The following is a 15027-nucleotide window of genomic DNA, read 5'->3' as shown; positions in this document are numbered from 1 at the left end:
TTCTTCCAGGAGGATGCTTCCAGGATCGTTTCGGCCGCCATCGACAGGGTGTCGGGGATCGAATGCTTGCGCGGTCTGCCATTACCGGAAACCGGAAAAGTCAGGGCGACATTATGGGGGTAGACCTTTTGATGTTTGGGAATACCGACAGCCCATGTGAGGCCGCGTGCACTGAGCCCCTGGCGAAACGCGGCCGATAAACCATAGCCGGCATCGGCGAGCACGGTGCCAAACCGCACCCCCGCCGCGATCAGCCTGTCGATCTCGTCGAGCGCGATCGTCGGCTTGGTGCGGGATACGCGCGGCTCATCCATGATGAGAACAGAGGACTCGTAGCTGACTGCGCGAGCGATCTCGACCATCTGTTTTTGCGCGACCGTCAGTTCCGACACTTGAGCTCGCGGATCAAGCTCGATATTCAGCCGAGTAAAAAGATCTTCAGTCATCTTCACCATCCTGGAATGGTCGATGAGGCCAAGGCGGTTCTTGGGCTCTCGCCTGATCCAGATGTTCTCGGCCACCGTCATCCAGTTCATCAGCTGGAGCTCTTGGTGGATCATCGCGATCCCCTGCTCCAGCGCGTCAAGCGGCGACTTCAGCACGGTCGGGATACCTCGAAGACGTATCTCACCGGCATCAGGCTGATAAACTCCGGCAATAATTTTCATCAGCGTGGACTTACCTGCGCCGTTTTCGCCCATAAGCGCATGCACGGTTCCAGGCCGCACGCGGAGCTGAACGTTATCGAGTGCTAGAACGCCCGGAAATTCCTTTCGAATCCCCTCGATGGCAAGCAGGCCATCAATTTCTGTTGCCTCCAGCACTCGTTTGATTGCCGCCGCAGTTGTAGGGCTGACCATGACTTATCCTCCTTCGCTCTTAGGAAGAAAGAGACGATGGACCCGTCTCTTTCCCGGTTGCGAGCTGATTAGTTCTTGGCCTGATAGTCCTTGAGGTTTGCCGGCGTGACGAGTTCGAAGGGCACGTAGACCTTCTTCTCGATTTTCTCACCGCGGACAATTTTAAGGGCGGCATCTACAGCGCCATTGCCCTGCCCTGCGGCATTCTGGAACACCGTTACATCGAGGTCGCCGGCAGCCATGGAAGCAAGCGCGTCCTGCGTGGCATCCACGCCCGCGACGATCACGCTCTTCATGTCTTTTCCGGCGGCCTTCAACGACTGAATGGCGCCGATGGCCATTTCGTCATTGTTGGCAATGACGGCGTCGAATTGAACGCCGGCGGAGAGCCAGTTGGTCATCAGATCCGCACCCTGGGTACGCGACCAGTTGGCGGTCTGCTCCTCGACAATCTTGATAAAGCTGCATTCGGGCGTTGCAATCACGTCCTTGATGTCCTGCGTCCGCATGCGGGCAGCCTGGTTGGAAAGCTCTCCCATCATGACAACGGCCTTGGCTTCCGTCTTTCCCGCCTCCTTCAGAAGACGGCACACTTCCTTGGTTTCAAGCGTCCCGGACTCTTTTTCGTCCGACGCCACGAAAGCCTGCTTTTCGGGAAGCTGATCCACGTTGACCGGCATGCGATTGACGTAAATCAGCGGAATGCCTGCCGCATCGGCGGCTTGCGAGAGTGCAACAGTTGCATCCGTATCGACCGGATTGACGATGATCGCATCAACGCCGGACGCAACGAAATTCTGAACCTGGCTCAGTTGCTTGCCAACGTCGTTTTGCGCATCTTCGATCTGCAGCGTCACGTCCTTTTGCGTCTTGGCGTAGTCGGTCATCCCGTTTCGAAGAACGGTGAGAAAATTGTCGTCGAAGAGCGCCATCGAGACGCCGATCGTCTCGGCTGCCCATGAAATCGATGACCGCCCAGAAGGAGAAGCATTTTACCGGGAGAACGCGATAACCTGGATAGCATCCAGGCGGCAGTCCGGCCTACTTTGATATTGTTCGTTCCCAGATACGCCTCGCGCACGCCCTGCGCGAAATCAGAAATGAGGGAGAAGGTCGCAACACCTTTCGATCTTAGTGCGCTCACGGCCGATGTAACGTCATGATGGTCCGGTGCGATCGCGCCAATTGCCTGCACCTTCCCTCTCATGGCGAGTAGAAGTTCCGAGATCTCGGACGGCTCGCCTGATTGTGCGAATTGCACATGGATCTGAAGACGTCGATCCTTGACTGCACGCGCCGCGGCTTCCAACTCTTCGGCGAATGATTGGTAGAAGGCGTGGCGCTCCTTACGCAGGATGAAGCCCAGATTGTACGAGGGCAAATCGGCCAACATTCTCTGACGAATGATGTTCGTGGCGTGAAACCCAATCTTTTCGGCAGCAGAGAATACGCGCTTTGACGTCTCTTCCCGCACGGGCAGGCGGGCGTTCAAGACGCGATCGACTGTTGCAACGCTGACACCGGCCGCTTCGGCAACATCTGCGATTGTGGGGCGCTTCATAGAGTTCACCTGAAAACAGATCGGATTCCTTCAGAGATTTGCACAAGCCATCACTCCAATGAAAGACAATTCGAAGAAAGAGGTACAAGTACTTTTCCTGCTACGGGATTTTAAATGGTCAGGTGACATTAGCTCCCATCACGGGACAAGTGCAGCTCGTAACTGCCGTATCACCCACAGCAAGGCTGAGAGCTGCCGATAGAAGAACGCGCACGATCCCGCCACCAGGGTCATGAACGCAAGCCTAGGCAACTGGATGGAGCGAATCGAGAAGGTCGGCGACATGACGGTACGCATTGTCACAAAGCAGCCTTTTCCAGCGGCATTGGAGTTCTTCTCCAGCACACGGATGGGGATACCCATAGGCCTTTTTTAGCCGCGCTGACAGCATTACCGCCAAAGGACCGTCCCAGCTCCTTACGAAGCATTCATCCTCGCTTCGACAAGGTCGACTTCCCGGACGAGCCGGCGGGACGCATCGTCGGAAAGCTTTCGGGCGCGGGCGATGCGGTAGATTTCGTCGCGTTCTGCCCGTAATCCCGCCAGTCTGAGCTGCCGCTCGATCTCACTCGTGCGCAATGATATGGCGGCCTCTTCGCCGGTCATGGCATAGCCGTCGATCCGCTGTCGATACACATCCATCAGGCGGACCGCGACATTAGCGTAAAGATCCATGTCGCTTTGGCCTTCACCCAGTTTATGCTGGGCCCGTTCGATCGCCTCGATTGCGGCTTGCGCCGCGGCAACGCGAGCTTCGTCTTCATGGCTCTGATCGTCCTGCTCGGGTGGCAGTTCGAGACCCTTCAGCAGATAGGGAAGTCCAATACTGGCGGCGACAAGCGAGAATATAATGACTCCAGCCGCAAGAAAGATCGCCAGATCACGCGCCGGAAACGGACTGCCATCGTTGAGCGTAAGAGGCAGGGTGAGGATCCCGGCGAGCGTAATCGTACCTCGCACACCGGCGAGCGATGTCGCGGCGATCAACCGCCAGCCCGGTGCCTGACGGGTTTGCCCCTTTCGAGTAGCGCGAAACAACGTGAAACGAAGTGAGGCCCATACCCATAGGAAACGCAGGGCGGCAAGCGCGAGATTGATGGCCAGGACGTAGGCGATGAGCCAGACAGGATCGTGATGGCCGGTGTCTCGCACAACATCGGCGGCACCGCTGACAATCCTCGGCAGTTGTTCCCCGAGCAGAACGAAGATGATGCCGTTCAGCGCAAATTGCACGGTATCCCAGACCGCGGTTCGGCGCATGCGTGTAACGGCCAGTGCCTCCCCCGATTGCTCCGAATAGCTCATCGATATGCCGGCGGCCACAGCTGCGAGGATCCCCGAGGCATGCAGATGCTCGGCCAGCAGATAGGCGGCAAAGGGGATGAGCAGGCTGATCAGGATTTGTGAACCGGTCTCCTCGCCGTAGCGCCGCGAGACCCAGTTCTTCGCAGTAGTTACACCCCAGGTCACAGCGAGGCCGACCGCGATGCCCGCGACAGCAAGCCAGACAAACGTCACGGAAGCTTCAGCGAGCGAAAACGTACCGGTCAGCACTGCGGCGACGGCAAAACGCATACAGACGAGACCGGAAGCGTCATTGAGAAGCGACTCGCCTTCGAGGATATGCATAAGCCGCTTGGGAACCGGTACCCGGGAGGTGATGGACGACACGGCGATCGGATCGGTCGGAGATATGATCGCGGCAAGCGCGAAAGCCACCGCCAGCGGCATGGACGGGATCATCCAGTTGATGAAGACGCCGACGCCAAGAACGGTGAAGATGACAAGGCCCAAAGCGAGTTCGAGAATGGTGCCCTTGTCGCGGAAGACACCCTCCTTTGGAATACGCCAACCATCGAGGAACAGAAGCGGCGGTAAGAGCAGGAGAAAAAATAGGTTCGGATCGAGTACGCCGCCCACATCAGCGATGGAGGCGATTATGGCGCCGAGGCCGATCTGAACGAGAGGCAATGGCAAAGGCACAAAGATCACGCGGGAAAGCAAACCGCTTGCTACCACCGCCACCAGGAGGACCAAAGCCGTGAACACCGTCTCCATCTTGTCTCCCTTCTGACAACCCGGCGCCGCGTACCGCGTCAGTCAATTCTGTTTCTGATCCGCGCGGCGCGGCCGGATCATGTCTCAGTCCAGACGGATACCTGCACGCAGGCGTGAATTCAGGAGATCGACCAGCCACAGCAGACCGCCACGCCAGAAGCCATAAAGGCGGGCCTGATGGCTACGGTAAAGCATGAGGTGACTGAACTGCGCGAGGCGACCGCGAATGGTGACGCTCTTGAAAAAGCCGAACTTACCGAGCGAGCCGTACGCGTCATAGTCACCCAGCGACACCAAAGAGCCAAGGTCCCGATAGGCGAAATCCGGTACCGGGCTGTCCTCCTGTATGGCCTCAGGCAGATGCCGGATCAGGTGTTGGGCCTGTTGATGGGCGACTTGGGCTGTTGGCGGCAATGGCCGGGCGGCGTCGGGTAGCGTCAGGCTTGAACAATCACCGATGGCAAAAATGTTCGTGTCGCGAGACGTTTGCAGCGATGGCAGAATGATCAACTGATTGCTGCGCGTCGCCTCAAGTCCATCGAGATCGGCCAGAAAATCCGGTCCTTTGACTCCCGCGGCCCAGACCTTGAGAGAGGCGTTAACCTGCTGACCGTCAACAAGAACGAACCCGTCGGCGCTGGCCGCGCTGACGCGGGTGTCGGTCATGACATTGACGCCCAGGGCTTCGAGCCGTTCTCTGGTCGCCGCCGAGATATCTTCCGGGAATGCCGCCAGTAATCGCGGTCCGCTCTCGATGAGAGTGATCGTAATACGCTCCTTCAGACCATGGGCACCGTATGTGACGGATGTCTCGACGAGTTGCACGAGTTCGGCGGCAAGTTCGACGCCGGTCGCACCGCCGCCGACGATGGCGATCGGTAACTCGGCATCCTGTGTCAGGCATTGCAGCATGCGCAGGCGTATTTCGCGATTGAACGCGTCCGCCTGCCGGCGTGAATCGATCATCATGCAATATTCTGCTACACCCGGCGTACCGAAGTCGTTTGCGCGGCTACCAACCGCCATGATCAGCGTGTCGTAGGAAATACGCCTTTCTGGCACCAGCAGGCGGCCATCGGGACCGAGCAAGGGGGCAACAAGGATGCTGCGTCCACTCCGGTCCAGACCGGACATCTCGCCCGGCTCATAGGTAAAACCGCGATAACGCGCCTGAGCAATATAGCTTGTCTGCTGCTGGAAAATATCGCGCGTACCCGCTGCGATCATGTGCAGCATCGGCTTCCATACATGAGAGGAATCGCTATCGACAAGGGTGATCGCAGGTGCCGGACGATCTGTTCTTACACCTCGACCCCAACTTCGGCCCAGATTGCTGGCGATGATCAGGCCAGCCACTCCGCCACCGACGATGACAATCTTCCGTTGCTGTACGTTCGCTGTCGTCAATGTCAGCTCTTTCTTGTTTGACCTTATAGTCGCTCGTCGTTTTGCGTCCCATCCACAGACAGTCAGCAGGGTTCGGCCAGCACCAAGCGTCGATTACACAAACGTTGATCTATTCGACCGGCTGTAGAAATCCAGTCGATCGACAGGTCCAGCTACCAGTCGCAGTTCGGATCAGACAACAACCGTTGCCTCATCGCTTGTGACAGTCTCAGACAAAGCTTTACACAGTTTTTCCTCCTGTTCGGGTGACAGTGAGGTTTTGAGAACACGACCACGAAGGCCCTCGAACTCTTGGTGGCAGGGGATGAACCTTGGACATTAACTGGACAGTACGCGACCGGACTACAAAGGGCACTGACCGAAAGGCCTGCCTCTTGTCCGTAAGGCCCAGAGGCAGGCAAACTTGTTGGGCGGCGGGGATGTTGGGACAAGGTCCAAAATCCCTCAGGAAACCGTAAAATCGTTGTTTCATAGGCATTTGGAAGTAGACGGAAGTACACGTGCTGCCACGCCTGTTCCGCTGGCTCTTTCTGGCTGCTCTCACCAAAACCTTCGCTCAAAACAAACTGCGCGTCCTTAAAGACTTCACTCTTTCCGACTGATCAGCCTTGGCCCGTACCAGACAAGTACCGCAGCTAGTGCAATCATGAGAAGCGAAACGACAAGCTGATAAATCGGATAACTGAAGTCGTCCTTCGGAATGAAAAACGCAACAATCACTCCCGCAGCGGAGAGGATCGCCTGTGCGATAATGCGAATCATATTTTCCTCCGAACTAGATAGTGCCTGATATCGGCATTCGTTGCGGGTTGTTTCGTCCGCAAAGCTCCAGACGCCGCTGGATGAGACTTCGGTCGCAGATATATCCACCGATAGATTGAAAACGCGCCGCCATCGATCATCTTAGAAACGCCCGAAACCGTCGAAGGGCAAAAACAAAGCAAACTGAACCGATCAAGAAAAGAGCGAGCAATTGCGGCCAGACGATATCGATGCCTGCTCCTCTGAACAGGATGGACTGCCCGAGAATGACGAAGTGCGTGTTAGGTGCGGCGAGCATGATATCCTGAATGATCTGCGGCATACTCTCGCGTGGCGTGTTTCCACCGGACAGCATCTCCAGCGGCAACAGCACGAGGACGAGCAGGATACCGAACTGCGGCATTGTCCCGGCCACGGTCGCAAGAAAGATACCCATGCTAGTCACGGCGAAGAGGTGCAATGCCGTGCCGAGCAGGAAGAGCGGCATTGATCCGTGTATCGGGACCGATAACCACCCCTCTACGACCACGTACAGGGAGAAAGCCGAAGCCAAAAATACCACAACCCCCATCGACCAAATCTTGCTCAGCATGATTTCAGTCGGCGTGACAGGCATAACCAGAAGGTGCTCGATCGTGCCGCGTTCACGTTCGCGGATCAGCGCAGCACCCGTCAGGACGATCGACAGCATTGTGATCGACGATATGACGTTGGTGATCGCCCCAAACCAGCCGTTGTCCAAGTTTTGATTGAACCGGGAGCGCATGGTGAGCTGTACAGGTACCGACGACCCGGCGCGATAGCGGTTCAGGAACTCGCTTACCTCACTTGAGACGATCGATTCGATGTAGCCGCCGCCGGTGAAGGCCTGTGTCATTCGCGTCGCATCGATGTTCAGCTGGATTGTCGGCGATTTTCCAGCAAGCAAATCTCGCTGAAAATCCGGCGGAATATCGAGCGCAAAGGTATCGATGCCGGCGTCCATCCTTTGGTCCATTTCATGCTGGGATATGAGCTTGGGGATGGTGAAGTAAGGCGGATAGAACGCTGTGAGTATCCGCGAAGAGACGGGCGACTGGTCTTCATCCACTACTGCGATCGGTGCGTTGTTGAGTGTTTCCGGTGTGGAGGTCGATGCAGTATAAATCGAAAGCGTGAAGGAATAGATTATCAGCGCGAGAAGCATCCTGTCGCGGGCCAGACCGCGAATTTCCTTGACCCCAAGGTGAAGGACGTTTGCGAGTTTCATAATTCAGCCCGCCTGCTTCTTGAGGAGCGTCATTCCGAGTAACAGCAGAACTGGCACGGCGATGATCAACGGGATGAACGAGCCGGTGAGATCCGCGAAATCCAATCCTTTGGAGAAAGTGCCGCGGGCAATCGTCACGAAATGTCCAGTCGGATAAACCTCTCCGATGTAACGACCGGCTCCTTCAAGCGAGGAGACGGGATTGATGATCCCGCCGTATTGAATGGAGGGCATGATGGTCATCAGAAACGTGCCGAAAACAGCCGCAATCTGGCTACTGATGAAGGTGGAGATGAAGAGCCCCATGCCGGTGGCGATAATGACATAGAGGATGGCTGCGACAGCGAGCGTCACAAAGCTCCCCGTCAGGGGCACTTTGAAGACGAACACCGCAAAGGCGGTCAGCATGAGGAAGTTTCCAATGGCGAGTATGATGTAAGGAGCCTGTTTACCAACCAGGAACTCCAGACGCGTCACCGGCGTTACATAGAAGTTGACTATGGAGCCATGCTCCTTTTCCCGCACGACGCTAAGCGCCGTCAGCATCGAGGGGATGAGCAGCAGCAGCATGGGAATGACCGCAGGAACCATCGCAATCAGGCTTTCGACGCCCGGATTGTAGCGGTAGCGCAACGCGATATTGAAGTTTGTCGAAGAAGCGGCGTCCCCGTAGAGTTCGCGCGCTTTTGTCGCCAGCCATGTAGAATGCATCCCCTCGACGTATCCACGAACGGTTTCGGCGCGGCTTGGCATGGCGCCGTCGATCCACGCGCCGATCTCGACGTCGCGCCCGCGGACTACATCACGTCCGAAGCCCGGCGGGATTTCAATCGCAACACTCAGTTCGCCGTTGATCATACGGCGGTCGAGATCGGCGTAGTCAGTGATCGGAGCCTTTTCTATGAAGTAACGCGATCCGGCGATCTGGAGGGCGTAATCGCGGCTGATTGACGTGTCGTCACGGTCCAGTACCGCGAATGACAAATCCTCGATATCCATATTGATGCCGTAACCCATCACGATCATCAGCAGGAGGCTTCCGACGATAGCGAGCGTAGCGCGGATAGGATCCCGTTTGAGCTCCAGCGCCTCTCTTTTCGAGTACGCGAACATGCGTCGAAAATCGAAGAAGCGGTTGACGGATGAAACAGCGTTTGGCGGTGCTGTCTCATCCGTCGCTTCACCCGGGGCGGTGGGGGGCTTCGCGGGTGAATCTGAGTTGCCTATGGCCTCCTGGAGATATGAGATGAATGCTTCTTCCAAATTGGCGGAGGACCTACTCTCGATGATGGCTTTCGGCCTGTCGCTGACCAGCACGCGTCCAGCATGCATGAGCGAAATTCGATCGCAGAGTTCAGCCTCGTTCATGAAATGGGTCGACACGAATATGGTCACGCCATCCTTGCGTGACAGGGCCGCAAGGATTTGCCAGAAACCGTCGCGCGCGACTGGATCCACGCCCGATGTGGGCTCATCAAGGATGAGAATGCTTGGCGAATGGATCATCGCCACGGCAAGCGACAAACGTTGCCGGACACCAAGTGGAAGCGCATCGGGGAGCGCATTCATTACCGCGCGCAAATCGAACCGCGCCGCCATCTCGTCGATGCGCACCGGGATCGTCTCTGCACTCATGTTGAAGAGTTGCGCGTGAAGTTCGAGATTTTGTCGTACCGTCAGTTCCGAATAGAGGGAGAAGGCCTGGCTCATGTAGCCAACGCGGCGTCGCACATCGATGTCGTTGGCGTCGACAAGATGCCCGAACAGGCTCGCTGTTCCCTCCGTGGCCGGAAGAAGACCGGTCAGCATCTTCATTGTGGTGGTCTTGCCGCAGCCGTTGGAACCGAGAAATCCGAAGATCTCGCCACGGGGAATCCGGAAACCGACATTGTCAACGGCGGTGAAATCCCCGAAGCGCATCGTCAGCCCTTCGGCTTCAATGGCAATCTGCTCGTCTGCATCCGCAGGCCGGGGTGGGATGACGACGTCGTGATGACCCCTGCGTTTCTCCTCCGGGAGAAGGGCTACGAAGGCAGCATCGAGATTATCTGTTCCGGTCCGTGCCAACAACTCGGCCGGCGTACCAGTCGCAAGAACTCGCCCAGCATCCATCGCTACCAGCCAGTCGAAACGCTGCGCCTCTTCCATATAGGCTGTTGCGACGATCACGCTCATCGTCGGCCGCTCGATCCGGATGTCGTCTATCAATTCCCAAAACTGCCGTCGCGACAACGGATCGACGCCGGTGGTCGGCTCATCGAGAATAAGGAGATCGGGATCATGGATGAGCGCGCAGCAAAGACCCAGCTTCTGCTTCATACCGCCCGAGAGTTTGCCGGCTTGCCGGTGCGGAAAGGCCGCGAGACCAGTACGCCGCAGCAGGTTGGTGATCCGCCTTTCCCGTTCGCTCTTGCCGTGCCCAAACAAGCGCGCAAAAAAATCGACGTTCTCATAAACCGAAAGCGTAGGGTACAGGTTCTTGCCAAGCCCCTGAGGCATATAGGCGATACGGGGCAGCGTGCGATCGCGATGCCTGACATCCCCGATACTTCCACCAAGAACCTCGACATGCCCGTCTTGAAGTTTATGCGCTCCGGCAATCAGCGACAGCAAGCTCGACTTGCCCACGCCGTCAGGCCCAATAAACCCAACCATGATGCCTGAGGGAATGTCGAATTCGATGCTGTCGAGTGCCCTCGTCTTCCCGTACGAAAGACCGACGCCCTTGATCCGAGCCACCGGGTCATGAGTTTCTTTTGAAACGTCACCCGTCATTGTGCCAGGGTCTCGGTGAGATTGGCAGGCCACTCAGCAGTTGGGTCGATCTTGACATAGGCCATGCCGGGCAAGCCGGTCTTGACCTGCTCGATATATTTGCGCAGCAGATCGCGCGAAATCTGCGCCTTGATCCGGAACATCAGTTTCTGGCGCTCTTCCTCGGTTTCCACCGTTTTCGGCGTGAACTGTGCGACATCGGCGACAAAAGTTGCCTTGGCAGGAACGACGTACTGGGGGATAGCGTCCAGCACAAGTCGAACGTCACTGCCGATCGCCACCCGTCCTGCATCGACGGTCGACAGGAAGAATGTCATGTAGACTTCGCTGAGATCGACAAGATTGAGCACCCGCCCGCCTGCCGACAAAACTTCACCCGGCTGCGCGACACGATATTGAACCCGTCCGTCTCTCGGGGACACAAGTGTGCTGTCCTTGATGTCAGCCTCGATGCTCGCGATCTCGGCTTTCGCCGCATCGACGGCGGCTTCCGCATCGATTATCTGAGCGTTCGCCGCAGCGATGGATGCTTCGGAAGCCGCAAGAGAAGCCTTGGCTGCTCCGACTGTCGCACGCGCGGCTTCAGCTGACGCCCGATCGTCGTCAAATGTCTGCAATGAAGCCGTATTGCTCTTGACCAGTTGCTCCGTTCGAGCAAATTTACGCTCGGCCGCGTCAAGCTCCGCACTGCGCTGGCCAACCGTCGCCTCCGCTGCTTCGCGCTCTGCTGCGCGTTGCCTTACGAGTGCTTTTGCCGTGTCGATGCCGACCATCGCTCTTCTAAGAGACGCCTGAGCTTGCCGGAAGTTCGCCTCCAACTGATCAGTATCCATATGGGCCAACACCTGGCCGGCAGTCACGAAATCCCCCTCGTCCGCAAGAATTTCCCTGATACGACCGGCCGTCTTCGTCGACACATCAATTTCGACGGCCTCTACACGCCCGTTACCACTCACAATACCAGCAGGCAAACCAGGGTCGCGGTAGGTCTTCCAACCATAATAGCCCCCGATCGCGAGCGCAGCCGCGACGACGAAAACAAACCACCCTCTGGCGGGTCTGGACATGCGAATTCCCCTCGGTGTTCTTGCGGATCAATTCTTTTGCTGCAGAGCAAAGTGGGCCAAGTTGAAACCGACCCCAGAAATCCCCGCAATCACGTAGAGATTAAGATGGCATACGATAGGGTTTGTCAACACTGTTGACAAACCCTATCGTATGCCATGAACAGGTATTTTGTTGCAGGAGAAAACAATGCCCGGAAGAAAACTAAAATCGGAAAGAGCGACTGCGGAGCGCACTACACGGGAGAGAATTCTCGCCGCGGCTGTACAGCGGTTCTCCAGAAACTCATATGAGGCCACGTCTCTTCGCGATATCGCTGCAGAGGTTGGCGTCGATGTCGCGTACGTCCATCGTTGTTTCGGTTCGAAAGAAAGATTGTTCAGTGAAGCTTTGAGATCGACGACTCACCGTGAGAGGGTGTTCGGTGACGGCATTGGTGACTTCACATTGGCTTTAGCGGGGGAAATACTGCGAAAGCGCAATGTCGATGAAGCCACACCCCTTGATATTGCGGTTCGTTCCTTTTCCAGCCCCGAAGCGTCCCGCGTGCTGGGTGAGTTCATCAGCGACACTTTAATACGGGATATCCAAAGCAAAAGGCCGGAAGTATCCGACCAACAGGCGGCACTAGTCGCGGCATTTGTCGCCGGCTTTGGCATCATCCGCGACATCATTGGTGTACAATCTCTTCAGCAGGAGGACGATGAGCTGAGGATCAAGATCGCACAAGTCATGGATGCGATAATGCAAATGCACTAGCCGGTGGAAGCGCGGTCTTAAATTTCTCCGCCTGAACAGCCGCAGGCGGCTTGGCGGGACGCGACGTCGCTCGTGACTGATTGTCGCGGATCAACGCCCATGAACAAAATCGGGTTAATTTGGAAGGGGTGATTTTCAACTCATGGTCACTCATCCAAAGGAAGCGAAGATGAGACGGAAAATCAAGTCGCAGAAACCAGCGGTGAACAGGTCTTGAAACATAGCCCTCGCCGTATCCAAACACCATTCGGCCAAGGATAAATTCCGCATCATGCTGGACGATCTTCGTAGCGAGGACTTCATTCCAAAGGACGCGCTGGCCGACGGCGCCTTGGGAAATCGCAGGCTTCAAAAAGCACGGACGCAGACCAAGGGCGCGAATTCGATACCCGCCACCCAAAAGCCTGAGATCGTCTGCCTGCCTCATCCAGTAGTCGGAAATGCATGTTGAAAGCCCGCACGCCATAAGTTTTTGCCAACATAGACGATCTCTACTTGCGGCTCGTCTACAGTGAGGGCGCGGTCCGTTCCGACCAGACCCAATCCTTGATTGCAGGGAGATCGTCGAAATGCGCGCGGATATATGCCTCATGTTCACGAAGCAGGCCGATGCAATGCGCTGCGAGATCGGCATTGCTTTCGATCATATCCGGCACGTAGCGCATCACATCCAGGCACAGATGCAGCCGGCTGATCTTGTTGAGAACCACCATGTCGAAGGGCGTCGTGGTGGTTCCTTCTTCGAGGTAACCGCGCACATGGAACCGGTCATGAGCTTGACGGCCATGTACAAGATCGTGAATGACGCCGGGATAGCCGTGAAAGGCGAAAATGACGGGCGCCGTGGTTGTCAACGGCGGAGCAAAAACCGGCCAGGCGGCGGAGTAAAAGTGGGCCACGGTTGCGCGTGCATGAGACCGCCGGGAGGGCGTAGCCCGAGCGGGGGTCTCATGCGCGCGCGTCGATTTTTTGAGAGGGATTTCAGCCGGCCTTTCGGGCGCGGCTTTGGGCGAGACGGTAGCTTTCACCGTTCATCTCGAGAATGTTGACGTGGTGAGTGATGCGGTCCAGCAATGCGCCGGTCAGACGCTCGGACCCCAGAGTTTGACGCTTGCCGGGCAGACGCTCTTCAACCATGCATCCAATGCGTTTGAAGAATTGCGGCGTGGTGTCGAGATGGTTTTATCCAACAAGACGCACTTGTTGCGGGTCCACTGCGCGCCGAGTTACGCGGCCAAAGTTCTGTCTCCGCGGCTGCCTGCCTTTCTTAAAGCAAACCCCGAACTGGAAGTACGCGTTGCCTCCAGCACCACCTATGCTCGCTTCACCGATGGACTGTTTGACGTCGACATTGTTTATGGAGAGCCGCAAAACCGCGAATATCTCATCGTTATCCCGTTGTCTGAAGAGATCGTTGCGCCGATGTGCTCGCCGGAAATGGCCTCCAGTTTGATGTCGGTTCGTGACATATTCCGTTATCCGCTGATACGAAGTGATCTGAAGCGTATTCAGTGGATCGACTGGTTTGAAGCTAACAATCTTGGAAGCCCACCAGTGCCGACCATGAGCTTCGACCGGAGTTTTTTGGCGTTGGACGCGGCGGCGAATGGATTGGGAATAGCTCTAGAATCGGACGTCCTTGCACAACACTACCTGCACACGGGAAGATTGGTGGCGCCTTTCACAGGAAAGAGCAGAGACAATCGATATATCGGCCATTACCTGGCTTATCCCAAAAACGGCAGTCAGCGCAGGCTCGCACGAATCTTCGCCGACTGGCTCTCGAATTCCCTCCAATGATCCGAAACTGTGGGTATACGCTTCCCCCGCCTCGACGTGCTGTTGCAATTCCCTCGAAATTCTAAGAGTCCATTGTCTCAGATGCCCGCCCCTGGCTAGATGGCGGAGACGGGCTACGGCATTTCAGGTGCCATATTGCGAGTCAGAGCCTTGATCGATAGTAAGGATATCGTCCAGAGGAAAGATTGGTCGCCTCACGTTCTCGAAATCCAATATGGAATAGTCCGAAGTACAAACGCCGATGCCGGCACACGGGACCACATGCTTGGCATATTTGCCCAGATCGGCTGCCCAATGGACGCGGCTTTTGATGGCTATGAAACGCTTCGTGCCAGGGTCGATCCCCACTGACAAAAACAAGCCGAGATCCGTTGGCTCGGTTTGTGTGGAAACGAGAACAACTTCAATATCCCCAAGGTCGAGGAGAGCCATGGGTCCGATATTTATCTGAATGCCTCGTGCCATGCTGCTCTGGCTGCGGAAATAGCCCGCCGACAGGCTGCGTACTCGCCCTTCGATCGGGAGTGGAGCACTTTGCCGGGGCAGCGATGGCATTGGAATGCGTCCACCTATCTCGAGGCTCACCGTGGCTCCTACGCCTGCTTCGATGCAAGTGCGGACTGCAGCAGGATCACAGATGCCGAAGAAAATAACGTCCTTGAGGCCTTGCCTGATAATTTCAGCCAGGACCTCGGTTGTATCCATCGTGCCGCCGGAAGCGCAATTGTCGC

14 protein-coding genes and 1 pseudogene are annotated in these 15027 nt (G+C 56.6%); 3 read left to right on the top strand and 12 right to left on the bottom strand.

Annotated elements, in window-relative coordinates:
* The 9 genes from EM858_RS27345 to EM858_RS26205 all read right to left on the bottom strand — a co-directional run.
* On the bottom strand, positions 1 to 860 hold an 860-nt coding region (locus EM858_RS27345; protein WP_245483058.1), incomplete at its 3' end, for an ATP-binding cassette domain-containing protein.
* A 68-nt stretch (positions 861 to 928) separates the two neighbouring features.
* Positions 929 to 1792, bottom strand: a complete 864-nt coding sequence (locus EM858_RS26235) for a sugar ABC transporter substrate-binding protein (RefSeq protein ID WP_127758486.1) — start codon at positions 1790 to 1792, stop codon at positions 929 to 931.
* A complete protein-coding gene (locus tag EM858_RS27660; protein WP_127758485.1) occupies positions 1744 to 2421 on the bottom strand; it encodes a LacI family DNA-binding transcriptional regulator in 678 nt (225 codons plus the stop codon). The genes EM858_RS26235 and EM858_RS27660 overlap by 49 nt, the downstream gene beginning before the upstream one ends.
* Positions 2422 to 2838: 417 nt before the next feature.
* Positions 2839 to 4479, bottom strand: a complete 1641-nt coding sequence (locus EM858_RS26225; RefSeq protein ID WP_127758484.1) for a Na+/H+ antiporter — start codon at positions 4477 to 4479, stop codon at positions 2839 to 2841.
* Positions 4480 to 4563: 84 nt separating this feature from the next.
* Positions 4564 to 5886, bottom strand: coding sequence for an NAD(P)/FAD-dependent oxidoreductase (locus EM858_RS26220; RefSeq protein ID WP_205649568.1), 1323 nt, complete (start codon positions 5884 to 5886; stop codon positions 4564 to 4566).
* A 585-nt stretch (positions 5887 to 6471) separates the two neighbouring features.
* The gene (locus EM858_RS27275; protein WP_164865575.1) at positions 6472 to 6648 is read right to left on the bottom strand and encodes a hypothetical protein; all 177 of its coding nucleotides are present in this window, start codon (positions 6646 to 6648) and stop codon (positions 6472 to 6474) included.
* A gap of 136 nt (positions 6649 to 6784) precedes the next feature.
* Positions 6785 to 7897, bottom strand: coding sequence for an ABC transporter permease (locus tag EM858_RS26215; protein WP_127758482.1), 1113 nt, complete (start codon positions 7895 to 7897; stop codon positions 6785 to 6787).
* Between the two features lie 3 nt (positions 7898 to 7900).
* Positions 7901 to 10672 carry a ribosome-associated ATPase/putative transporter RbbA gene (gene rbbA / locus EM858_RS26210; RefSeq protein ID WP_127758481.1) on the bottom strand — a complete coding sequence of 924 codons (2772 nt, stop codon included), beginning with the start codon at positions 10670 to 10672 and terminating at the stop codon, positions 7901 to 7903.
* Positions 10669 to 11739 (bottom strand): HlyD family efflux transporter periplasmic adaptor subunit, encoded by a 1071-nt coding sequence (locus EM858_RS26205; protein ID WP_127758480.1) that lies wholly within the window; start codon positions 11737 to 11739, stop codon positions 10669 to 10671. The genes rbbA and EM858_RS26205 overlap by 4 nt, the downstream gene beginning before the upstream one ends.
* Before the next feature lie 187 nt (positions 11740 to 11926).
* On the opposite strand from EM858_RS26205, the gene EM858_RS26200 reads away from it, so the two are divergent.
* Positions 11927 to 12496 carry a TetR/AcrR family transcriptional regulator gene (locus tag EM858_RS26200; protein WP_127758479.1) on the top strand — a complete coding sequence of 190 codons (570 nt, stop codon included), beginning with the start codon at positions 11927 to 11929 and terminating at the stop codon, positions 12494 to 12496.
* A gap of 271 nt (positions 12497 to 12767) precedes the next feature.
* Positions 12768 to 12947: a hypothetical protein gene (locus EM858_RS26195; protein WP_127758478.1), complete on the top strand. Its 180-nt coding sequence runs from the start codon at positions 12768 to 12770 to the stop codon at positions 12945 to 12947.
* Between the two features lie 55 nt (positions 12948 to 13002).
* On the opposite strand, the gene EM858_RS26190 is transcribed toward EM858_RS26195, so the two are convergent.
* Complete coding sequence (locus EM858_RS26190; RefSeq protein WP_245483057.1) at positions 13003 to 13395, bottom strand: hypothetical protein; 393 nt, start codon at positions 13393 to 13395, stop codon at positions 13003 to 13005.
* 82 nt (positions 13396 to 13477) lie between these two features.
* Positions 13478 to 13603: pseudogene (locus tag EM858_RS26185) on the bottom strand (ATP-binding protein); the annotation flags it as partial.
* Between EM858_RS26185 and EM858_RS26180 the strand changes: the two are divergent.
* Positions 13547 to 14296, top strand: coding sequence for a LysR substrate-binding domain-containing protein (locus EM858_RS26180; protein ID WP_245483056.1), 750 nt, complete (start codon positions 13547 to 13549; stop codon positions 14294 to 14296). The pseudogene EM858_RS26185 and the gene EM858_RS26180 overlap by 57 nt on opposite strands.
* 123 nt (positions 14297 to 14419) lie before the next feature.
* Here the strand turns inward: EM858_RS26180 and EM858_RS26175 are convergent.
* The coding region (locus tag EM858_RS26175) for an MlrC C-terminal domain-containing protein (protein ID WP_205649567.1) at positions 14420 to 15027 on the bottom strand (608 nt) is incomplete at its 5' end.

This window comes from Agrobacterium sp. CNPSo 2736 (genome assembly GCF_004005385.1).
GTDB classification, from domain to species: Bacteria; Pseudomonadota; Alphaproteobacteria; order Rhizobiales; family Rhizobiaceae; genus Agrobacterium; species Agrobacterium leguminum.
The sequence above is the reverse complement of the archived record's forward strand: the minus strand, read 5'-3'. Positions and strand labels throughout refer to the sequence as shown.

Coding starts and splice junctions, on each gene's coding strand:
- EM858_RS26200 (WP_127758479.1), top strand. CDS start 11,927: ATGCCCGGAAGAAAACTAAAATCGGAAAGAGCGACTGCGGAGCGCACT.
- EM858_RS26225 (WP_127758484.1), bottom strand. CDS start 4,479: ATGGAGACGGTGTTCACGGCTTTGGTCCTCCTGGTGGCGGTGGTAGCA.
- EM858_RS26235 (WP_127758486.1), bottom strand. CDS start 1,792: ATGGCGCTCTTCGACGACAATTTTCTCACCGTTCTTCGAAACGGGATG.
- rbbA (WP_127758481.1), bottom strand. CDS start 10,672: ATGACGGGTGACGTTTCAAAAGAAACTCATGACCCGGTGGCTCGGATC.
- EM858_RS26205 (WP_127758480.1), bottom strand. CDS start 11,739: ATGTCCAGACCCGCCAGAGGGTGGTTTGTTTTCGTCGTCGCGGCTGCG.
- EM858_RS27660 (WP_127758485.1), bottom strand. CDS start 2,421: ATGAAGCGCCCCACAATCGCAGATGTTGCCGAAGCGGCCGGTGTCAGC.
- EM858_RS27275 (WP_164865575.1), bottom strand. CDS start 6,648: ATGATTCGCATTATCGCACAGGCGATCCTCTCCGCTGCGGGAGTGATT.
- EM858_RS26215 (WP_127758482.1), bottom strand. CDS start 7,897: ATGAAACTCGCAAACGTCCTTCACCTTGGGGTCAAGGAAATTCGCGGT.
- EM858_RS26195 (WP_127758478.1), top strand. CDS start 12,768: ATGCTGGACGATCTTCGTAGCGAGGACTTCATTCCAAAGGACGCGCTG.